This is a genomic window from Streptomyces violaceorubidus, assembly GCF_000717995.1.
Classification (GTDB): Bacteria; Actinomycetota; Actinomycetes; order Streptomycetales; family Streptomycetaceae; genus Streptomyces; species Streptomyces violaceorubidus.
Genome location: NZ_JODM01000031.1, coordinates 32,350 through 53,761 on the forward strand (window position 1 = coordinate 32,350; position 21,412 = coordinate 53,761).

Below are 21,412 nucleotides of genomic sequence, written 5' to 3' on the forward strand. Positions count from 1 at the left end.
TCACCGAGTCGGGCTACTCGTGTTGTCCCACCCCAGGACGGAAGCGCCCCCTCCATGAGCCTGCACGGTCTGCTAGACGCCGTCGTCAAGGACACCGCCCTCGCGGAAGCGATCTCTGCGGCCGCGGACGGCAACCGCATGTACGTCGACCTGGTCGGCCCGCCCGCGGCCCGCCCCTTCGCGATCGCCGCCCTGGCCCGCGAGACGGGCCGCACGGTGCTGGCGGTGACGGCCACCGGACGCGAGGCGGAGGACCTGGCGGCGGCGCTGCGCTCGCTGCTGCCGCCCGAGGGCATCGTGGAGTACCCCTCCTGGGAGACCCTGCCGCACGAGCGGCTCAGCCCGCGCAGCGACACCGTCGGCCGCCGCCTCGCCGTCCTGCGGCGCCTGGCCCACCCCCGCCCCGACGACCCCGAGACCGGTCCGGTCTCGGTCGTCGTCGCGCCCGTGCGCTCCGTGCTCCAGCCGCAGGTCAAGGGCCTGGGCGACCTGGAGCCGGTGGCCCTGCGCACCGGGCAGAGCGCCGACCTGGAAGAGGTCGTGGAAGCACTGGCGGCAGCGGCGTACGCGCGGGTCGAGCTGGTGGAGAAGCGCGGCGAGTTCGCCGTGCGCGGCGGCATCCTGGACGTCTTCCCGCCGACCGAGGAGCACCCCCTGCGGGTCGAGTTCTGGGGCGACGACGTCGAGGAGATCCGCTACTTCAAGGTCGCCGACCAGCGCTCCCTGGAAGTGGCCGAACACGGCCTGTGGGCGCCGCCCTGCCGCGAGCTGCTGCTGACCCCTCACGTGCGCGAGCGGGCTGCCGCCCTCGCCGAGGACCATCCGGAGCTGGGCGAACTGCTCGGGAAGATCGCCGAGGGCATCGCGGTGGAGGGCATGGAGTCCCTGGCCCCGGTCCTCGTGGACGACATGGAGCTGCTCCTGGACGTGCTGCCCAAGGGCTCGATGTCCCTGGTCTGCGACCCGGAGCGGGTGCGCACCCGGGCCGCCGACCTGGTGGCGACGTCGCAGGAGTTCCTCCAGGCCTCCTGGGCGGCCACCGCGGGCGGGGGCGAGGCGCCGATCGACGTCGACGCGGCCTCCCTGCGGTCCCTCGCGGACGTCCGGGAGCGGGCCCGCGAGCTGGCCATGATGTGGTGGTCGGTCTCGCCCTTCGCCGCCGACGAGACGCTGACGTCGGCCAGCGACGCCGAGGGCGACTCGGACACCCTCAAGCTCGGCATGCACGCCCCCGAGACCTACCGCGGCGACACCGCCAAGGCGCTGGCCGACACCAAGGGCTGGCTCGCCGACGGCTGGCGCGCCGTCTACGTCACCGAGGCCCACGGCCCCGCCTCCCGCACCGTCGAGGTCCTCGGCGGCGAGGGCATCGCCGCCCGCCTCGACCACGACCTCGGCACGCTCAGCCCCTCCGTCGTGCACGTCTCCTGCGGCTCGATCGACCACGGCTTCGTCGACCCCGCCCTCAGGCTCGCCGTGCTCACCGAGACCGACCTGACCGGCCAGAAGGCCGCCGGACGCGAGGGCGCCCGGATGCCCGCCCGGCGCCGCAAGACCATCGACCCGCTCACCCTGGAGGCCGGCGACCACATCGTCCACGAGCAGCACGGCGTCGGCCGCTACGTCGAGATGGTGCAGCGCACCGTCCAGGGCGCCACCCGCGAGTACCTGGTCGTGGAGTACGCCCCCGCCAAGCGCGGCCAGCCCGGCGACCGGCTCTACATCCCCACCGACCAGCTGGAGCAGATCACCAAGTACGTCGGCGGCGAGGCCCCCACCCTGCACCGCCTCGGCGGCGCCGACTGGACCAAGACCAAGGCCCGCGCCAAGAAGGCGGTCAAGGAGATCGCCGCCGACCTGATCAAGCTGTACAGCGCGCGGATGGCCGCGCCGGGCCACGCCTTCGGCGCGGACACCCCCTGGCAGCGCGAGCTGGAGGACGCCTTCCCCTACGCGGAGACCCCGGACCAGCTCACCACCATCGCCGAGGTCAAGGACGACATGGAGAAGACGGTCCCGATGGACCGCCTGATCTGCGGCGACGTCGGGTACGGCAAGACGGAGATCGCGGTCCGCGCCGCCTTCAAGGCCGTCCAGGACGGCAAGCAGGTCGCCGTGCTCGTCCCCACCACCCTGCTGGTGCAGCAGCACTTCGGGACGTTCAGCGAGCGCTACGCCCAGTTCCCGGTGAACGTGCGGGCGCTGTCCCGCTTCCAGAGCGACACCGAGTCGAAGGCGACCCTGGAGGGCCTGCGCGAGGGCTCGGTGGACATCGTCATCGGCACCCACCGCCTGTTCTCCTCCGAGACGAAGTTCAAGGACCTCGGCCTGGTCATCGTCGACGAGGAGCAGCGCTTCGGCGTCGAGCACAAGGAGCAGCTCAAGAAGCTGCGCGCCAACGTCGACGTGCTCACCATGTCCGCGACGCCCATTCCGCGCACCCTGGAGATGGCGGTCACCGGCATCCGCGAGATGTCCACGATCACCACCCCGCCCGAGGAGCGGCACCCGGTGCTGACCTTCGTGGGCCCCTACGAGCACAAGCAGATCGGCGCCGCCATCCGCCGCGAGCTGCTGCGCGAGGGCCAGGTCTTCTACATCCACAACCGCGTCGAGTCCATCGACCGCGCGGCGGCCAGGCTCCGCGAGATCGTGCCCGAGGCGCGCATCGCCACCGCCCACGGCCAGATGTCCGAGCAGGCCCTGGAGCAGGTCGTCGTGGACTTCTGGGAGAAGAAGTTCGACGTGCTGGTCTCCACGACCATCGTCGAGTCCGGCATCGACATCTCCAACGCCAACACCCTCATCGTCGAACGCGGCGACAACTTCGGCCTCAGCCAGCTCCACCAGCTGCGCGGCCGCGTCGGCCGGGGACGCGAGCGCGGCTACGCCTACTTCCTCTACCCGCCGGAGAAGCCGCTGACGGAGACCGCGCACGAGCGGCTCGCCACCATCGCCCAGCACACCGAGATGGGCGCGGGCATGTACGTGGCGATGAAGGACCTGGAGATCCGCGGCGCGGGCAACCTGCTCGGCGGCGAGCAGTCCGGCCACATCGCGGGCGTCGGCTTCGACCTGTACGTACGTATGGTCGGGGAGGCCGTCGCCGACTACCGGGCCTCCCTGGAGGGCGGGGTCGAGGAGGAGCCGCCGCTCGAGGTCAAGATCGAGCTGCCCGTCGACGCGCACGTCCCGCACGACTACGCCCCCGGCGAGCGGCTGCGCCTGCAGGCGTACCGGTCCATCGCCTCCGCCAACAGCGAGGAGGACGTCAAGGCCGTACGCGAGGAACTCGTCGACCGCTACGGCAAGTTGCCCGAGCCGGTGGAGAACCTGCTGCTGGTCGCCGGGTTGCGCATGCTCGCGCGGGCGTGCGCCGTCGGCGAGATCGTGCTCCAGGGCAACAACATCCGGTTCGCGCCGGTGGAGTTGCGCGAGTCCCAGGAGCTGAGGCTCAAGCGGCTCTACCCCGGCAGCGTCATCAAGCCGGGCACGCACCAGGTGCTCGTGCCGCGCCCGAAGACCGCGAAGGTGGGCGGCAAGCCGCTGGTCGGGCGGGAACTGCTCGGCTGGGTGGGCGAGTTCCTGACCTCGATCCTGGGGTCGTAGCACTCCTCGATCCTGGGGTCGTGGCACTCGCGGCCCCGGCCCGCCCACGGAAGGCCGTCCACGGGGAGGCCGTCCACGGGGAGGTCATCCACGGGGAGGTCATCCACGGGGAAGCCGTCCACGGGGACAGTTCCGTGGACGGCTTCGCCGTGTCCGCCTTACGGGGAGCGGCTACTGCTGCTCCCGGCCGCCGCCCTGCTCGCGCCCGAAGCCCATCCTGCCCTCGGCCTGCTGCTGCGCGGCGTCGACCTGCTTCTCGTACTTGCCGCCGGTCCTCTGGTTGACCTGGCGTTCGGCGGCGTCGGACATCTTCCTTGACCTGTCCTTGTCCTTGCCGGCCATGCTCTTCATCTTGTCGAGGATGCCCATGCAGAGCTCCTTCCGAGACGTGACTCACTGTCGACGGTACGGCAGATATGTCCCGGGTGCCCACTGACGCCCGCTTAAGGCCCACTATGGCCCGGACCTCTCCCTCGCTACGGTGGTGGCTGCGAACGGCAAGGGGAGGGGCGCGCATGAGGCGGCACAGCAGGATCCGTACCGGATGGGCCGCGGGGGCGGTCCTCGCCCTGGCCCTGGTCACCGGCTGCGAGGGCCTGGAGGCGGACGACGACGCCCCGCCCCCGGGCAGCGGCGCCGACGCCCCCGTCTCCGGCCACGCCGTCAGCCCGCTGGACAACCCGGACGGCACCCGGCCGGGCCTCGCCCCGGTCGCGGGCGACCGTGCGCGGGCGAGTGCCCGCGAGCTGATCGACACGCTGAGGACCAAGGGGCGCGGTCCGAAGACGGGCTACGACCGCGACGAGTTCGGCTACGCCTGGATGGACTCCGCCGACGGTGTCCCGCTCGCCCGCAACGGCTGCGACACGCGAAACGACGTGCTGAAACGCGACGGTGAGAAGGTGCGTTTCAAGTCCGGCTCGGACTGTGTGGTCATCGCGATGACGCTGGACGACCCGTACACCGGGACGAGTATCGAGTGGCGCAAGCAGAAGGCGAGCGAGGTCCAGATCGACCACGTCGTGCCGCTGTCCTACAGCTGGCAGATGGGCTCCTCGCGCTGGCCGGAGGGCAAGCGTGAGCAGTTGGCCAACGATCCGCTCAATCTGCTCCCCGTCGAGGGTCGCGCCAACTCCGCCAAGAGCGACTCCGGACCGGCCTCCTGGCTGCCGCCCGCCAAGTCGGTCCGGTGCGCCTACGCCGTCCGCTTCGCCCAGGTCGCCGTCAAGTACGCGCTGGCGGTGACCGAGGCGGACCGGGCGACGATGGCGAAGCAGTGCCAGGGCTGACGCGCCCGGCGCGGCGGGGTCGCGAGTGCCCCGAGGGCGGGCGGAGCAGGGCCGCGATGCGGTCGGCGGGGGTCTCCCGGAGGGGTGACAGGCCGAGCCGCTGGTGACCGGCGGCGACGCCCGGCAGGGTGCTGACGACGAGTGCGGCGCGCAGCTCGGCGTCCGGGTCCTGGGGCAGGGCGGCGCCGGTGCCGTCGATCTGCGTGGACGGTTACGGGCTCGCCGCGGCCCGGGAGCGACGGGGACTCCCCGTGGACGGTGAGCGTGTTCCGGCGCTCAGAACTGGCCGTTGCCGAGGAGTTCGCCGTCGGCGTCGTAGATCGTGACGAGGCCGTTCTCGCTGTCCTTCCAGTCGGCGAACGCGGAGGCGAGGAGCTTGGCCGGGCCCATGCCCTCGCCCATGATGCCGCCGGTGAAGTCGGTGTAGACGTCGGCGGCGTCCAGGATGTCGTTCTGCTCGTCGGCGCCCTGCACCTTGGTGACGTGGGAGACGGCGTCCTTCTCCTTGGGCGTCCCGTGTTCGCGCACGAACGCCTTGAACTGCTCGGCCTGGGACGCCTTCTCGACGGCCTTGTCCTCGGCGGGCTCCGCCTCGGACGCGTCGTCCGCCTTCGCCCCGCCGTCCGCCTTCTCGCCGCCGTCCGCCTTCGCGGCACCGTCCGACGCCGCCCCGCCCGCCTTCTCGCCCGCGCTCGCCGAGGTGCGGCTCTCGCTCCTGGCGTCGCCGTCCCCGTCGGCCGAGTTCGCCGACAGCGCGCCGATGACGGCGATCCCCACCACGGCACCCAGCGCGATCTTGGTCTTCATGCCCATGACGTCAGTCCTCTCCCCAAAGACAGCTCGAATCGATCGACCGTGAACCGGAGCCCATTCGCCTCGGCCGGTGCGATGTGTCAATCAGAGCAGAGGCTGTGAACCGAGTCAACATGGTTCACGGGAGGGTGCGAGTACACGATGTGAATCGGAGTCCAGTCGCGTCCCTCGGTAGGATCGGCGCCACACACCAGGACGAGGGGGCCCCGACCGTGCAGGACAACGGGACAGAGGTGACCGCCGCCGGCATCGCCCGGCTCGCCGGCGTCGGCCGCGCCGCCGTCAGCAACTGGCGCCGCCGCCACGCCGACTTCCCCCGACCGGTCGGCGGCACCGAGACCAGCCCGTCCTTCGCCCTCGCCGACGTCGAGGCCTGGCTGCGCGCCCAGGGAAAACTCGCCGAGGTCCCCCCACGCGAACGCCTCTGGCAGCAACTCGTCGGCCACCCCGAGGGCCCCGCCGCCGCCCTGGTGCACGCCGGCTGCGCCCTTCTGCTCGTCCACGACCGCCCCATCCTCTGGCTGGAGGCGAGCGCTGGCTCCGACGAACGCCTCGCCGCCCTGCTGCCCGCCGCCCTCGACCAGGTACTCGACGCCCGCTTCGGCCCCGGCCCCGAGCGCGCCGTCACCACCCCGGACGCCCCCCGGCTGCTCCCCTCCACCCCGCTCCTGCGCGGCGCCGCCGACCTCGCCGCCGGACCCGGCGCCCGCAAGGCGTACGAGTTCCTGCTCGGCCGGCACCTCGACGCCAACCCGCGCCAGTACACGCCCACCCCGGACCCGCTCGCCGAGCTGATGGCCGAAATCGCGGGCCCCGCCCGCACGGTCCTCGACCCCGCCTGCGGCACCGGATCCCTGCTCCGCGCCGCCGCCACCACCGCCGGGCCCGGCCCCGAGCTGTACGGCCAGGACAACGACCCCGCACTGGCCGCCCTCACCGCGCTGCGCCTCGCCCTGAGCACCGACGCCGCCGTGCGGATCGCCGCGGGGGACAGCCTGCGCGCGGACGCCCGCACCGGCCTGCGCGCCGACACCGCGCTGTGCCACCCGCCGTTCAACGAACGCAACTGGGGCCACGACGAACTCGCCTACGACCCCCGCTGGGAGTACGGCTTCCCGGCCCGCACCGAATCCGAACTGGCCTGGGTGCAGCACGCCCTGGCCCGGGTCAGGGACGGCGGCACCGTCGTCGTCCTCATGCCGCCCGCCGCGGCCTCCCGCCGTTCCGGCCGCCGGATCCGCGCCGACCTGCTGCGCCGGGGCGCGCTGCGCGGCGTGATCGCCCTGCCGGTCGGCGCCGCGCCCCCGTACAACCTCCCCCTGCACCTGTGGGTGCTGCGCCGGCCCGAGCGGGCGCCCGCGCGGCCCGGGCTCCTGCTCGCCGACGCGGGGCAGTTCGCCGGGGAGGGGCGCGGCGGACCGGACTGGCGGTCCGTGCGGGAGGCCATGCTCGGCGCCTGGGGCGAATTCGACCGCACCGGAGGGGTCAAGGAACGGCCGGGCCTGGCCCGCTGCGTGCCCGTCATCGAACTCCTCGACGACGACGTCGACCTGGCCCCCGCCCGCCACCTGCCGCCCCCCGACGCCGCCGGCGACACCGGACGGCTCACGGACGTGCGCGAGCGCCTGGACGAGACCCTGCGGCTGACCGCGCGACTCGCCCCCGCGCCCCCCGGCACCTCGCGCCCCGCGCCCCACCGGCCGCTCACCACCGTCGGCGAACTCGCCCGCGGCGGCGCCCTCACCCTGCGCACCGGCACCAACGGCGGCCACGCGCGCGTACCGCTGCTCACCGACCACGACGTCCTCACCGGCACCGGCCCCTCGGCCACCCTCCCGGAGGGCGACGAGGAACCCGTCCTGACCGAGCCCGGCGACGTCGTCGTGCCCGTGCTCGGCGGCGGCTCCGTCGCCCGCGTGATCGACGACGCCACGGCCGGCGCCGCGCTCGGGCGCAACCTCGTGCTGCTGCGTCCCGACCCCACCGCCCTCGACCCCTGGTTCCTCGCCGGGTTCCTGCGCGGCACCGCCAACCACCGGCAGGCCAGCAGCTACGCCTCCACCGCCACCCGCCTCGACGTACGGCGCCTCCAACTGCCCCGACTGCCCCTCGACGCCCAGCGCGGCTACGGCGACCGCTTCCGCGCCCTCGACGAGTTCGAGCGCGCCCTGCGGCTCGCGGGCCGCCTCGGGGAACAACTGGTGCGGGGCATGTACGACGGGCTCACGGACGGCACGGTGGACCCGGGCCGGTGACCGGCCGCCGGGCGGCCCGACAACGGTTCGGCACAACCGTGACCCGTTGTCCGCCTCGGCCTATACGCTCGGACTCCCCCTCCGAACGGCTCGGCCCGTTCGGCACGTCGGCACCACCGGTCCAGGAGCAGTCATGTACGGCAACAGCGCCGGGCCGCCGCCCACCCGCGGCGCGGCCACGGTCATCACCCTGCGCGTGCTGTACGCCGCCGCCGGGTTCCTGACGTGCGGTCTGCTCGCCTGTGTACCGCTGTTCCGCGTCGCCGTCCTGCGCGGCCGCTGGTACGACTGGACGGCCGCCTGGCTGAGCATGCCCTTGTCCATCGCCTGCCTCGCCGTGGTCGGTTCGGTGCCCGAGACGGACCACCGGACGGACGCCGCGACGGCCGGGCTGCTGCTCATCGGGGCAGCGGCCACCGCGTACTTCCTGGTGATCGACATACGCCTGCACGCCGCCCCGCGCCCCTTCACCGGCCATCGGCCGCACCCCGCCCCCGTCGCCGGCCCGCACCACGCTCCCGGGTACCCGCCGCCACCCGCCGTCCAGCCCCTCGTCGCCCCGTCGCACCACCAGCCGGCCCCCGCCCGCATCGACCAGGTCCGCGCCGAACTCGACGAGCTCAGCGCCTACCTGCGCCACCACGACGGCGGCCACCACGACGGCGGCCACCACGACGGCGGCGGCCAGGGCGGCGGCCACCCCCACGGCGGCCACCCCCGGAGCGGAAGGTGACCGTGGCGACCGGACGCGTGGTCGCCGGCCGCTACGAGCTGGCCACGCTCATCGGCCAGGGCGGCATGGGACAGGTCTGGACGGCCTACGACCGGCGCCTGGACCGGCGCGTGGCGGTGAAGCTGCTGCGCCCCGACAAGGTGGCCGGCCAGGAGGCCGACGAACTGCGCCGCCGGTTCGTGCGCGAGTGCCGGATCACCGCACAGGTCGACCACCCCGGCCTGGTCACCGTGCACGACGCGGGCAGCGAGGGCGAGGAGCTGTTCCTCGTCATGCAGTACGTCGACGGCGCCGACCTCTCCGACCACCTCGCCGAGCACGCGCCCTACCCGTGGCAGTGGGCCGTCGCGGTCGCCGCCCAGCTGTGCGCCGTACTGAGCGCCGTGCACGCCGTGCCGATCGTCCACCGCGACCTCAAGCCGCGCAACGTCATGGTCAAACAGGACGGCACCGTCACCGTCCTCGACCTCGGCGTCGCCTCCGTCATGGACGCCGACACCACCCGCCTCACCCACACCGGCACCCCCATCGGCTCGCCCGCCTACATGGCGCCCGAACAGGCCATGGGCGGCGCCGTCGGCCCGTACACCGACCTGTACGCACTCGGCGTCCTCCTGCACGAACTGCTCAGCGGCGACGTCCCGTTCGCGGGTTCCACGGCGCTCGGCGTGCTGCACCGGCACCTGTACGAGCCCCCGCTGCCCGTGCGCCGCATCCGCCCCGAGGTCCCGGAGGCGCTCGAAGCCCTGGTCCTGCACCTGCTCGCCAAGGACCCGCAGCACCGCCCCGGCTCCGCCCAGGAGGTCTACGAGCACCTCGCGCTGCTGCTGCCCGCCCGCGGCATGCCCACCGGCGGCCCCCTGGACCCCACCCGCCCCTTCGTACGCCCGCACGCCCCCTGGCCCGACCGCGCCCGCACCCCCGCGCCGCGACCGGCACCCGTGCCGGCTCCCGCGCAGGCCGGGAAGCCGGACGTCGCCCGCGCCGTCGACGACGTCAAACGCCTGCTCGGCGAGGGCCGCATCACCCAGGCCGTCGACGTCCTCGGCGCGATCCTGCCCGCCGCCGCCGAACAGCACGGCGAACGCTCCCCGGTCGTGCGCACCCTGCGCAAGCAGTACGCGGCGACTCTCCTCGACGACGGCCAGTACCGGCGCGCCCTGCCCGAACTGCGCCGCCTCGCCGACGAACGCGCCGCCGAGGCCGGCCACGCCGACCCGCAGTCCCTGCGCCACCGCTACGACGCCGCCCAGTGCCTGGAACAGCTCGGCGAGCCCGCCGCCGCCCTCGCCGAGTACCGGGCACTGCTGCCGTACTACGAGAACCAGTACGTCGCCCCTGACCCCGACCTCGCCCACGACGTCCGCCGCCGCGTCGGGCACCTCCTGCTCGCCCTCGGCGACCGCGCCGCCGCCCACGACACGCTGGCCCGGCTGCTGCACGACGTGGAGCGCGTCCACGGCCCCGGCCACCCGCTCGCGGCCGACGTCCGGCGCACCCTGGAGTGGCTGGGCCGGATGCGCGGCTGACCACCGGCCGCCGCCCACACGACCGGGCGCGAGGCGGTGCCCGAAGTCCTGATGAATCGTTGGTCCAATGGGTTGGCCAGAGCCGGGCCACTGCCTAACATCGATCACCGCAAGACTTTGTGCGCCCGCCCGTCGCCCGACCACCACCCCTGGTGGAGGCGCTACGCGCCGCACCTGTCCCTTGCAATCTCCAAACGGGAGGTTCCCTTGCACCGCCGCCGCCGTCGCCCCGCGCTTCTCCTCACCGCCGCGATCGCCGCAGCGGCACCCCTGCTCACCGCTTGCGGCAACGACGCGCATCCGGGCGCGGCGGCCGTCGTCGGCGACCAGCGGATCACCGTCGCCCAACTGGAGAACCGCGTCGACGAGGTGCGCGAGGCACAGCGCGCCGCCGTCCCCGACGACACCCAGTACCAGCAGGTCGTCGCCCGGACCGGCACCCTCACCCGCGACACCCTGCACGGCATGGTCCTCGACCGGGTCCTGCACCGCGCCGCCCAGGACGCCGGAGTGACCGTCAGCCGCAAGGAGGTCCAGGACATGCGCGGCGAGCTGGAGGGGCAGGCCGGCGGCCCCGAGCAGCTGGAGACGGTCTGGCTCCAGCAGTACGGCGTCGCCCCCGACCGCCTCGACGACAACCTCGTCGTCCAGATCGAGGCCCAGAAACTCGCCCAGAGCCTCGGCACCGACACCAGCCGCCCCGAGTTCTGGCAGGCCCTGTCCAAGGCGTCCAAGAAGCTCGACGTCGACCTCAACCCGCGCTACGGCACCTGGGACGTCCAGAAGAGCAGCCGCGTCGACACCCGGACGCCATGGGTGCGCGAGATCACGGCGGCGGCCTCCCAGCAGCCGGCATAGCGCCACCGACCTGCGACGATACGGCCCCCTGTGGACAACTCGGGGGGCCGTCGGCGAGGTGCGTTAGGTTCGGGGAGTGAACGCAACCACCGCCGGCGCGACCGCCCCCGACCAGGGCCGGATCGTCCTGCTCACCACCAGCCACCGCGTCGCTCCCGGCCTGCTGTCCTGGCCCGCCTGGCAGGCCCTGCGCACCGCCGACCGCGTCCTGTGCGCCGACGCGGCCCACCCGCAGCTGCCGTACCTGCGCGAGGCGGGCATCCGGGTCGACGAGGCGGCCCCGACCGCACAGGAGCTGGTGGCCGCCTGCGCCGGCGGCCGCACCGCGGTGGTCGTCGCGACCGGCGAGGGCGACCCCGCGCTCACCGACGGCCTGGCCCGCCTCGCCGGCACCGGCCGCGTCGCCATGCCCGACCTCGAACTGCTCCCCGCCTCCTACGACCTCCCGGGCGCCCGCCTCCTCGACCTCGTCCAGGTCATGGACCGCATCCGCCTCGAATGCCCCTGGTCCTCGCAGCGCACCCACAAGGGCCTGGCCAAGTACGCCATCGAGGAGGCGTACGAACTCGTCGAGGCCATCGAGGACGGCGACCGCGACGAACTGCGGGAGGAGTTGGGCGACGTGCTCCTCCAGGTCGTCTTCCACGCCCGCATCGCCGAGGACGACCCCGACGCCCCGTTCTCCGTCGACGACGTGGCCGGCACCATCGTCGACAAGCTCGTCCACCGCCACCCGCACGTCTTCGGCGACGAGAGCGCCGACACCCCCGAGGAGGTCCGGGAGCACTGGCTGCGCACCAAGGCCGTCGAGAAGCAGCGCACCTCGGTCACCGAGGGCGTCCCCCTCGGCCAGCCCGGCCTCGCCCTCGCCGCCAAGCTCCACTCCCGCGTCCGCACCGCCGACCTGGACGTCCCGCTGCCCTCCGGCGAGGGCGTCGGCTACCAGCTGCTCGCCCTCGCCGCCCGGGCCGAGTCCGAGGGCACCGACCCCGAGGCGGCCCTGAGAGCAGCGGCCCGGGCGTACCGGGACGCGATCAGGGCGGTCGAGGGATGACCGGCCACCCGCCCGTTCCCGGCCCCGCTTCCGGCCCCGCCCCCGAGCTGTTCACCTGGGAGTTCGCGAGCGACCCCTACCCCGCCTACGCCTGGCTGCGCGAACACGCCCCCGTGCACCGCACCCGGCTGCCCAGCGGAGTGGAGGCCTGGCTGGTCACCCGGTACGCCGACGCGAAGCAGGCCCTCGCCGACCCGCAGCTGTCCAAGAACCCGGCGCACCACGACGAGCCCGCGCACGCCAAGGGCAAGACCGGCATTCCGGGGGAGCGGAAGGCCGAGCTGATGACCCATCTGCTGAACATCGACCCGCCGGACCACACCCGGCTGCGCCGACTGGTCAGCAAGGCGTTCACGCCCCGCCGGGTGGCCGAGTTCGGCCCCCGGGTGCAGGAGCTGGCCGACGGTCTCATCGACCGGTTCGCCGCCACCGGCTCCGCCGACCTGATCCACGAGTTCGCCTTCCCCCTGCCCATCTACGCCATCTGCGACCTGCTCGGCGTCCCCCGCGAGGACCAGGACGACTTCCGGGACTGGGCGGGCATGATGATCCGTCACGGGGGCGGGCCGCGGGGCGGTGTGGCGCGGTCCGTGAAGAAGATGCGCGGATACCTGGCCGAGCTCATCCACCGCAAGCGCGCCGCGCTGCCGCCCGAGCCGACGCCGGGCGAGGACCTCATCTCCGGCCTGATCCGCGCCTCCGACCACGGCGAGCACCTCACGGAGAACGAGGCCGCGGCCATGGCCTTCATCCTGCTCTTCGCCGGCTTCGAGACCACCGTGAACCTCGTGGGCAACGGCCTCTTCGCCCTGCTCACCCACCCCGAGCAGCGGGAGCGGCTGCAGGCCTCCCTCGCCGCCGGGGAGCGGGGTCTGCTGGAGACCGGCGTCGAGGAACTGCTGCGCTACGACGGCCCGGTGGAGCTGGCCACCTGGCGCTTCGCCACCAGGCCGCTGACCATCGGCGGCCAGGACGTCGCGGCCGGCGACCCCGTCCTCGTCGTCCTCGCCGCCGCCGACCGGGACCCGGAGCGGTTCAGCGACCCGGACACCCTGGACCTCGCCCGGCGCGACAGCCAGCACCTGGGGTACGGCCACGGCATCCACTACTGCCTCGGCGCCCCGCTCGCCCGGCTGGAGGGGCAGACGGCGCTGGCCACGCTCCTCACCCGGCTGCCGGACCTCCGCCTCGCCGCGGACCCGGCCGAACTCCGTTGGCGCGGCGGCCTCATCATGCGGGGCCTGCGCACCTTGCCGGTGGCCTTCACGCCGTTCGCGTCATCGGCCGGCAACGGTGCGTCGACGCCGCGAAGGTGACACGCGCTCAGCTCTGTGATCTTCACGTGATCTGCGCGGCATGAACTTGTGACTAGTGATGATCTCCCTATACGTTCACGGATCAACGTGGTGGCGAGCGTCATCCGCCGCGTGGCCCCCGTCGTCTTGTGAAAGGTCGTCGCATGCTCTCCGGGAACGGTCGTCACCGCCGCCCCCGCCAGGCACCCGCTCTGGTCGTCGCCGCCGGAGTGACCGGCTCCGCCATCGCGATCCCGCTGCTCGGTGCCACCGGCGCGCACGCGGCCGACTCGGCGGCCTGGGACCAGGTGGCCGAGTGCGAGACCGGCGGCGCCTGGAGCCAGAACAGCGGCAACGGGTACTACGGCGGCCTGCAACTGTCCCAGAAGGCCTGGGAGCAGTACGGCGGCTTGGACTACGCCCCCAGTGCCGACCAGGCCAGCCGCTCCCAGCAGATAAGAATCGCCGAGCGGATGCGCGCGGACCAGGGCATCGCCGCCTGGCCGACCTGCGGTCTGCTCGCCGGTCTGGGCAACGACTCCGGGGCCGCGGGCGGCGGCTCGGACGCGGCCGGAGACGGGGCGTCGGAGGGTTCGGACACCTCGGGGGGGACGGACACCACCAAGTCGTCCGATTCACCCACGACCACCAAAACGCCCGAGTCGTCCCCGTCGCCCGACTCGTCCAACGGGGAAGGGACGTCGGAGTCGAGCTCCGGGACGTCCTCTTCGTCCCCTTCACCCTCTTCGTCGCCGTCGTCTGACGCCTCGTCCGACGCCTCGTCCGACGGTTCGGGCGGCTTGTCCGAGGACGCGGACCAGTCCGCCAAGCCGGACACTTCGCCCGAATCCGACCCCTCCACCCGGGCCGAACCGCAGGAGACCGAGGGCTCGTCCGGTGCCGGCCGGCACCGCGGCGACAGCGCGGAGGAGGGTGCGGGGAAGGCGGGCCTCACGGACACGTCGACGGGGCGGCACGCCTCGCGCGACGGTGACGCGCGGGAGGCGGTCGGAGGCGGCCGTTACGTCGTCCGCGCGGGCGACAGTCTGTGGGCCATCGCCGACTCCCTTGAGGTCGAGGGCGGGTGGCCCTCGCTGTACGCCGACAACGAGACCGTCGTCGGTGCCGACCCCGATCGCATCCTGCCCGGTCAGACGCTTACTCTCACGGGCGAATCGGGCGAAAAGTAGGGGCAGTTCGCGTCACGGTTAGAGACCGTATGTCCTATTTGGATCTCGTGAGAGATAGGTCTCAGAAGCCGTGATCGTCTTTGAAAATCCGCGGAGCGCGTGTCTACGGTCATGACCGCTCGCCACCGCGGGCCCCGACAGCCGCAACGCCGAATCCTGCCAGCGGCCGTACGGGAACAGTCGTCGCGTCAAGCGCCGCAGGCAGGAGCGGGGGACCCAAGGTAAGCGCCGTACCGGGCAGTTCGCCCGGAGCGGCTAGGGGTGGAGCCGAGTTCCGCGAGGAACCCGGCCGGGCAACTCAACCGGCCCGAACCCGACAGCTCACCTCGCAGGCGTCGGTGAGGGGATCAACCATGCTGTTTTCCGGCAAGGGCAAGCACCGTCGTCCGTCCAAGGCCACCCGTGCCATCGCCGTCGCCGGTGTCACCGGTGTCGCCGTCGCCGCTCCGCTGATGGCGGCCGGCAACGCCTCCGCCGCCACCGCGTCCGAGTGGGACGCCGTCGCCCAGTGCGAGTCCGGCGGCAACTGGTCCATCAACACCGGCAACGGTTACTACGGCGGTCTGCAGTTCTCCGCCTCCACCTGGGCCGCCTACGGCGGTACGCAGTACGCCTCCACCGCCGACCAGGCGAGCAAGTCCCAGCAGATCCAGATCGCCGAGAAGGTGCTCGCGAGCCAGGGCAAGGGTGCCTGGCCGGTCTGCGGCACCGGTCTGTCGGGCGCCGCGTACACCGGTGGCGGCTCGCAGGACAGCGGCTCCGGCAGCTCCGAGAGCGCGCAGAGCCAGAGCGGCGGTGCCACCGCCGAGCGCTCCACCGAGCAGAAGGCCTCCCGCTCCTCGGAGCGTCCCGCCGCGGAGCGGAAGACCGAGAAGGCCGAGAAGAAGACCGTCACCACCCCGACCGGCAAGAAGGTCGAGAAGGGCGACGGCGAGTACAAGGTCGTCAAGGGCGACACCCTCAGCTCGATCGCCGAGGAGCACCACGTCAAGGGCGGCTGGGCGAAGCTGTTCAAGCTGAACGACGACATCGTCGACGACGCCGACCTGATCTACCCGGGCCAGCAGCTGCACCTCAAGTAAGCGGCGGCGGCTCCCGCGACTCCCGCCCCGGTGCGTGTTCCCCCGTACGCACCGGGGCGGGTTTTTCACGTCCCGCGCTCGCGGGGTGCCCGGCCGGTTTCCGGAAACGTCTTTGTTCCGTTCGGAAACAATTTACTCTCGGTTCTGTCCAGCGGGTGGGCGATCGGCTGGCCGATCGCCCGGAGCCGGTTAGGCTCGGTCCCGCAGAGCCGCCGCGGTCCCGCGGGACCCGCGCGTCACACCGAAGCGTCACATTGAAGAAGGAGATGCTCGTGCCGTCCATCGACGTCGTCGTAGCCCGGGAAATCCTGGACTCCCGAGGCAACCCCACGGTCGAGGTCGAGGTCGGCCTCGACGACGGCAGCACGGGTCGTGCCGCCGTTCCGTCCGGCGCCTCCACCGGTGCCTTCGAGGCCATCGAACTCCGTGACGGCGACCAGAGCCGTTACCTCGGCAAGGGCGTCGAGAAGGCCGTGCTGGCCGTCATCGAGCAGATCGGCCCGGAGCTGGTCGGCTACGACGCCACCGAGCAGCGCCTGATCGACCAGGCCATGTTCGACCTGGACGCCACCGACAACAAGGGCTCGCTCGGCGCCAACGCCATCCTCGGCGTCTCCCTGGCCGTCGCCCACGCCGCCTCCGAGGCCAGCGACCTGCCGCTCTTCCGCTACCTGGGCGGTCCGAACGCGCACCTGCTGCCGGTGCCGATGATGAACATCCTGAACGGCGGCTCGCACGCCGACTCCAACGTGGACATCCAGGAGTTCATGATCGCGCCGATCGGCGCGGAGTCCTTCTCCGAGGCCCTGCGCTGGGGCGCCGAGGTCTACCACACGCTCAAGAAGGTCCTGAAGAACAAGGGCCTGGCCACCGGCCTCGGCGACGAGGGCGGCTTCGCCCCGAACCTCGGCTCCAACCGCGAGGCCCTCGACCTCATCCTGGAGGCGATCAAGGAGGCCGGCTACACCCCCGGCGAGCAGATCGCCCTCGCGCTCGACGTCGCCGCGTCCGAGTTCTACAAGGACGGCTCCTACACCTTCGAGGGCAAGGAGCGCACCGCCGCCGAGATGACCGAGTACTACGCCGAGCTGGTCGAGGCGTACCCGCTGGTCTCCATCGAGGACCCGCTGTTCGAGGACGACTGGGACGGCTGGAAGACCATCACCGCCAAGCTCGGCGACAAGGTCCAGCTGGTCGGCGACGACCTGTTCGTCACCAACCCGGAGCGCCTGGCCCGCGGCATCGAGGAGAACTCGGCCAACGCCCTGCTGGTCAAGGTCAACCAGATCGGTTCGCTGACCGAGACCCTGGACGCGGTGGAGCTGGCCCAGCGCAACGGCTTCAAGTGCATGATGTCCCACCGCTCCGGCGAGACCGAGGACGTCACCATCGCCGACCTGGCCGTCGCCACCAACTGCGGCCAGATCAAGACCGGTGCCCCGGCCCGCTCCGAGCGCGTCGCCAAGTACAACCAGCTGCTGCGCATCGAGGAGATCCTCGACGACGCCGCGGTGTACGCCGGCCGCAGCGCGTTCCCCCGCTTCAAGGGCTGACCGCCCCGGTAGAAGGCAGCGTCGTACGTACGTCCCCGTATCCGGTCCCGTACCGTGTGCGGGGACGTACGCGCGTGCACGGGAGGCGGAGACCAGATGGCCGTGAAGGACCGGGACCGTTTCTCCACCGCGACCAGGATCAGGATCATCGGGGAGCAGACCGCGGCCCGGGTCTACCGTTCGCAGACCAGGCGCCAGGCCCGGCGCTCCCGGCTGACCGGCCGGGCCGCGCTGCTCGCGATGGTGTTCTGCTCGCTCGTCGTGGCGCTCGCCTACCCGATACGGCAGTACGTCGCCCAGCGCGCCGAGGTCGCCGATCTCCAGCGGGAGCAGCGGGAGACCCGGCAGCGGGTCGAGGACCTGCGCGACCTCAAGGCACGCTGGCAGGACGACGCCTACGCCGAGCAGCAGGTCCGGCTGCGGCTGCACTACGTGATGCCGGGGGAGACGGGGTTCGTCGTCGTCGACCCGGAGGCGGCCGAGCAGACCCGTGCCGAGGCCGGCGCCGCGGACCGCCCCTGGTACCGGAACGTGTGGGACGGGGTCGACAAGGCCGACGCCGCCGCCCACCGGCAGTGAACCGACCGCGCCGACCGTGCCGATCGCACCGACCGTGGTGGCAGCTCCGATCCGGCCGTACCGGCCGCTCCGGCAGTGACTCAACAGGAAGACCAGCAGAAGACAGTCATGCAGACTCCCCCGCCGACCACCCCGCGCACCGAGCCGACCGACGCGGACGTGGCGGCCTTCAAGCAGCAGCTCGGACGCCCCCCGCGCGGCCTGCGCGCCATCGCGCACCGCTGCCCGTGCGGTCAGCCGGACGTCGTGGAGACGGCGCCGCGGCTGCCCGACGGCACGCCCTTCCCCACGCTGTACTACCTGACGTGCCCGAAGGCGGCCTCCGCCATCGGCACGCTGGAGGCGAACGGCGTGATGAAGGAGATGACCGAGCGCCTGGGCACCGACCCGGAGCTGGCCGCCGCCTACCGCGCCGCGCACGAGGACTACGTCCGGCGCCGGGACGAGATCGAGGAGCTGACCGGCTTCCCGAGCGCGGGCGGCATGCCGGACCGCGTGAAGTGCCTGCACGTGCTGGTCGCCCACTCGCTGGCCGCCGGTCCCGGGGTCAACCCGCTGGGCGACGAGGCGATCGCGATGCTGCCCGAGTGGTGGCGCAAGGGGCCGTGCGTGACTCTCTCCGAGACCTGCGGGGAGGACGCCAAGTGACCCGGGTCGCCGCCATCGACTGCGGTACGAACTCGATCCGGCTGCTGGTGGCCGACGTGGACCCGGCGACGGGCGCGCTGACCGACCTGGACCGGCGCATGACCATCGTGCGGCTCGGCCAGGGCGTCGACCGGACCGGGCGGCTGGCGCCCGAGGCGCTGGAGCGGACCTTCGCCGCGTGCCGGGAGTACGCCGAGGTCGTCAAGGCGCACGGCGCCGAGCGGCTGCGTTTCGTGGCGACCTCCGCCTCCCGCGACGCGGAGAACCGGGACGACTTCGTGCGCGGGGTGCTGGACATCCTGGGCGTCGAGCCCGAGGTCATCTCGGGCGACCAGGAGGCCGAGTTCTCCTTCACCGGGGCGACGAAGGAGCTGACCGGCCGCGCGGACCTCGGCAGGCCCTACCTGGTCGTGGACATCGGCGGCGGCTCCACCGAGTTCGTCGTCGGCGACGACCACGTGCGGGCCGCCCGCTCCGTGGACGTCGGCTGCGTCCGGATGACCGAGCGGCACCTGGTGCGCGACGGCGCGGTGACCGACCCGCCGTCCGAGGCTCAGGTCGCGGCCGTACGGGCCGACATCGAGGCGGCCCTGGACCTCGCCGAGCAGTCCGTTCCACTGCGCGAGGCACGCACGCTGGTGGGGCTCGCCGGGTCGGTGACGACGGTGTCCGCGATCGCGCAGGAGCTGCCGGAGTACGACTCCGCCGCCATCCACCACTCCCGCGTCCCGCTCCACCGGGTCCGGGAGATCACCGACTGGCTGCTGCGCTCCACCCACGCGGAGCGTGCGGCGGTTCCTTCCCTGCATCCGGGCCGGGTCGACGTGATCGCGGCCGGGTCCCTGGTGCTGCTGGCGATCATGGAGCGGACGGGCGCGGAGGAGGTCGTCGTCAGCGAGCACGACATCCTCGACGGCATCGCGTGGTCGATCGCGTAGGGCGCTCGCGCGGGGGCTTGCACGGGGTGCCTGCGCGGGGGCTTGCGCGGGGTGCCCGCGGTGGCCCGGCGGTAGCGGTCTGAGCAGGGCGGACGACGATTGAGCGGGTGCCGGGGGGCCTCTCGGGTCCCCCGGTGACGTGCCGTCGGGAAAGTTCGTGAAGTTCTTCACAAGGAATTGGGCCCCGTCGGGCGACGAAAGCGCGCGCGTTGACCCTTTTGGGGTTTCAACAGCCCTTTGAACGTGTTCAGGTCGGTGTCGGGAAGGGATCAGTCGGCGCCCTCGCGCAAGGGTGGTCCACCGTTCCGGAGTCGCGGAGGCGCAGCTCACGCGGCATTGACAACGGGGTCCCCTACACGCTGGTTCCTCCCACCGCCATGATCTCCGTCACGTGAGCGGCGGATAGTAGCACAGCCTCCACCGAACCTTGTGAAGGGGCGCACGATCCACCCCCCTCAGTCGGGTGGATACTCGATGGCATGAGCACCACGGAGCGTCCCAGGATCCTCGTAGTAGGCGGTGGGTACGTAGGCCTGTACGCAGCTCGACGCATCCAGAAGAAGATGCGTTACGGCGAGGCGACCGTCACCGTCGTCGACCCGCGGTCGTACATGACCTACCAGCCCTTCCTCCCCGAAGCCGCCGCCGGCAGCATCTCCCCGCGGCACGTCGTCGTCCCCCTGCGGCGCGTGCTTCCGAAGGCGGAGGTCCTCACCGGCCGGGTCACCACCATCGACCAGGACCGCAAGGTCGCCACCGTCGCGCCGCTGGTCGGCGAGGCGTACGAGCTGCCCTTCGACTACCTGGTCATCGCGATGGGCGCGGTCTCCCGCACCTTCCCGATCCCCGGCCTCGCCGAGCAGGGCATCGGCATGAAGGGCATCGAGGAGTCCATCGGTCTGCGCAACCACGTCCTGGAGCAGCTGGACAAGGCCGACTCCACCACCGACGAGGAGATCCGCCGCAAGGCGCTCACCTTCGTCTTCGTCGGCGGCGGCTTCGCCGGCGCGGAGACCATCGGTGAGGTCGAGGACATGGCCCGCGACGCGGCCAAGTACTACAACAACGTCTCCCGCGAGGACATGCGCTTCATCCTCGTGGACGCCGCCGACAAGATCCTCCCCGAGGTCGGCCCCAAGCTCGGCCAGTACGGCAAGGAGCACCTCGAGGGCCGCGGCGTCGAGGTCTACCTGTCCACCTCCATGGACTCCTGCGTCGACGGCCACGTGGTGCTGAAGAACGGGCTGGAGGTCGACTCCAACACCATCGTGTGGACGGCCGGCGTCAAGCCCAACCCGGCGCTCGCCCGCTTCGGTCTGCCGCTCGGCCCCCGCGGCCACGTCGACACCCAGGCGACCCTCCAGGTCCAGGGCACCGACTACATCTGGGCCGCGGGCGACAACGCCCAGGTGCCGGACCTCGTCGGCCGCAAGGCGGGCAACGAGAACGCCTGGTGCCCGCCGAACGCCCAGCACGCGCTGCGCCAGGCCAAGGTCCTCGGCGACAACGTGATCTCCGGCATGCGGGGCTTCCCGCAGAAGGAGTACAGCCACGCCAACAAGGGCGCGGTGGCGGGCCTCGGCCTGCACAAGGGCGTCGCGATGATCGTCATGGGCAAGATGAAGATCAAGGTCAAGGGCCGCCTCGCCTGGTACATGCACCGCGGCTACCACGGCATGGCGATGCCGACCTGGAACCGCAAGATCCGTGTCTTCGCGGACTGGACGCTCGGCATGTTCCTCAAGCGCGAGGTCGTCTCCCTCGGTGCGATGGAGACCCCGCGCGAGGAGTTCTACGAGGCCGCCAAGCCGGCTCCGAAGCCCGTCGCGGCGAAGGCCGCCGACCAGGGCGAGAAGTCCGCGAAGCAGGAGAAGACCGAGGCCAAGGCCTCCTGACGCCCTGTCGCTCCAGGCCGCAGCAGTCTCGAGCAGTACCCCGAAGGGGCCGTCCGCCATCCGTGGTGCGGACGGCCCCTTCGCGGTGCGCG

General features: G+C 72.5%; 18 protein-coding genes and 1 riboswitch. Of the genes, 15 read left to right on the top strand and 3 right to left on the bottom strand.

From position 1 onward, the window contains the following. Positions 1-54 precede the first annotated feature (54 nt). Positions 55-3,609 (top strand): transcription-repair coupling factor, encoded by a 3,555-nt coding sequence (gene mfd, locus IE94_RS0128610; RefSeq protein WP_030189888.1) that lies wholly within the window; start codon positions 55-57, stop codon positions 3,607-3,609. A gap of 171 nt (positions 3,610-3,780) precedes the next feature. Here the strand turns inward: mfd and IE94_RS0128615 are convergent, their stop codons facing one another. Next, positions 3,781-3,978 carry an antitoxin gene (locus IE94_RS0128615; RefSeq protein WP_030189890.1) on the bottom strand — a complete coding sequence of 66 codons (198 nt, stop codon included), beginning with the start codon at positions 3,976-3,978 and terminating at the stop codon, positions 3,781-3,783. Between the two features lie 146 nt (positions 3,979-4,124). Between IE94_RS0128615 and IE94_RS0128620 the strand changes: the two genes are divergently transcribed. Then, the gene (locus IE94_RS0128620; protein WP_030189892.1) at positions 4,125-4,898 is read left to right on the top strand and encodes an HNH endonuclease family protein; all 774 of its coding nucleotides are present in this window, start codon (positions 4,125-4,127) and stop codon (positions 4,896-4,898) included. Here IE94_RS0128620 and IE94_RS40055 read toward each other — a convergent pair. Continuing rightward, positions 4,834-5,097 (bottom strand): TetR/AcrR family transcriptional regulator, encoded by a 264-nt coding sequence (locus tag IE94_RS40055; protein WP_157849404.1) that lies wholly within the window; start codon positions 5,095-5,097, stop codon positions 4,834-4,836. The genes IE94_RS0128620 and IE94_RS40055 overlap by 65 nt on opposite strands. A 77-nt stretch (positions 5,098-5,174) precedes the next feature. Then, the gene (locus tag IE94_RS0128625; protein ID WP_030189893.1) at positions 5,175-5,711 is read right to left on the bottom strand and encodes a hypothetical protein; all 537 of its coding nucleotides are present in this window, start codon (positions 5,709-5,711) and stop codon (positions 5,175-5,177) included. 212 nt (positions 5,712-5,923) lie between these two features. Between IE94_RS0128625 and IE94_RS0128630 the strand changes: the two genes are divergently transcribed. The 13 genes from IE94_RS0128630 (at position 5,924) to IE94_RS0128690 (ending at position 21,320) form a co-directional block, all read left to right on the top strand. Continuing rightward, complete coding sequence (locus tag IE94_RS0128630) at positions 5,924-7,966, top strand: N-6 DNA methylase (protein ID WP_030189895.1); 2,043 nt, start codon at positions 5,924-5,926, stop codon at positions 7,964-7,966. A gap of 133 nt (positions 7,967-8,099) precedes the next feature. After that, positions 8,100-8,699: a hypothetical protein gene (locus IE94_RS0128635; RefSeq protein ID WP_030189897.1), complete on the top strand. Its 600-nt coding sequence runs from the start codon at positions 8,100-8,102 to the stop codon at positions 8,697-8,699. Between the two features lie 38 nt (positions 8,700-8,737). Further along, positions 8,738-10,228, top strand: coding sequence for a serine/threonine protein kinase PkaE (gene pkaE / locus IE94_RS0128640; protein ID WP_280922731.1), 1,491 nt, complete (start codon positions 8,738-8,740; stop codon positions 10,226-10,228). A 207-nt stretch (positions 10,229-10,435) separates the two neighbouring features. Then, positions 10,436-11,086: a SurA N-terminal domain-containing protein gene (locus IE94_RS0128645; protein ID WP_030189901.1), complete on the top strand. Its 651-nt coding sequence runs from the start codon at positions 10,436-10,438 to the stop codon at positions 11,084-11,086. A 76-nt stretch (positions 11,087-11,162) separates the two neighbouring features. After that, a complete protein-coding gene (locus IE94_RS0128650) occupies positions 11,163-12,140 on the top strand; it encodes a nucleoside triphosphate pyrophosphohydrolase (protein ID WP_030189903.1) in 978 nt (325 codons plus the stop codon). Further along, positions 12,137-13,456: a cytochrome P450 family protein gene (locus IE94_RS0128655; protein WP_030189906.1), complete on the top strand. Its 1,320-nt coding sequence runs from the start codon at positions 12,137-12,139 to the stop codon at positions 13,454-13,456. The genes IE94_RS0128650 and IE94_RS0128655 overlap by 4 nt, the downstream gene beginning before the upstream one ends. Positions 13,457-13,599: 143 nt before the next feature. Then, complete coding sequence (locus IE94_RS0128660) at positions 13,600-14,625, top strand: transglycosylase family protein (RefSeq protein ID WP_030189908.1); 1,026 nt, start codon at positions 13,600-13,602, stop codon at positions 14,623-14,625. A 183-nt stretch (positions 14,626-14,808) separates the two neighbouring features. Further along, a riboswitch (cyclic di-AMP (ydaO/yuaA leader) is annotated at positions 14,809-14,975 on the top strand. Positions 14,976-14,978: 3 nt separating this feature from the next. After that, positions 14,979-15,707 (top strand): transglycosylase family protein, encoded by a 729-nt coding sequence (locus IE94_RS0128665; RefSeq protein WP_030189910.1) that lies wholly within the window; start codon positions 14,979-14,981, stop codon positions 15,705-15,707. Between the two features lie 272 nt (positions 15,708-15,979). After that, positions 15,980-17,260, top strand: a complete 1,281-nt coding sequence (gene eno / locus IE94_RS0128670) for a phosphopyruvate hydratase (protein WP_030189912.1) — start codon at positions 15,980-15,982, stop codon at positions 17,258-17,260. Positions 17,261-17,356: 96 nt separating this feature from the next. After that, the gene (divIC, locus tag IE94_RS0128675) at positions 17,357-17,839 is read left to right on the top strand and encodes a cell division protein DivIC (protein ID WP_030189914.1); all 483 of its coding nucleotides are present in this window, start codon (positions 17,357-17,359) and stop codon (positions 17,837-17,839) included. 108 nt (positions 17,840-17,947) lie between these two features. Further along, complete coding sequence (locus IE94_RS0128680; protein WP_030189915.1) at positions 17,948-18,487, top strand: DUF501 domain-containing protein; 540 nt, start codon at positions 17,948-17,950, stop codon at positions 18,485-18,487. Beyond that, positions 18,484-19,425 (top strand): Ppx/GppA phosphatase family protein, encoded by a 942-nt coding sequence (locus IE94_RS0128685; protein ID WP_030189919.1) that lies wholly within the window; start codon positions 18,484-18,486, stop codon positions 19,423-19,425. The genes IE94_RS0128680 and IE94_RS0128685 overlap by 4 nt, the downstream gene beginning before the upstream one ends. Before the next feature lie 479 nt (positions 19,426-19,904). Beyond that, a complete protein-coding gene (locus IE94_RS0128690) occupies positions 19,905-21,320 on the top strand; it encodes an NAD(P)/FAD-dependent oxidoreductase (protein ID WP_037923796.1) in 1,416 nt (471 codons plus the stop codon). The last annotated feature ends 92 nt before the right edge of the window (positions 21,321-21,412 follow it).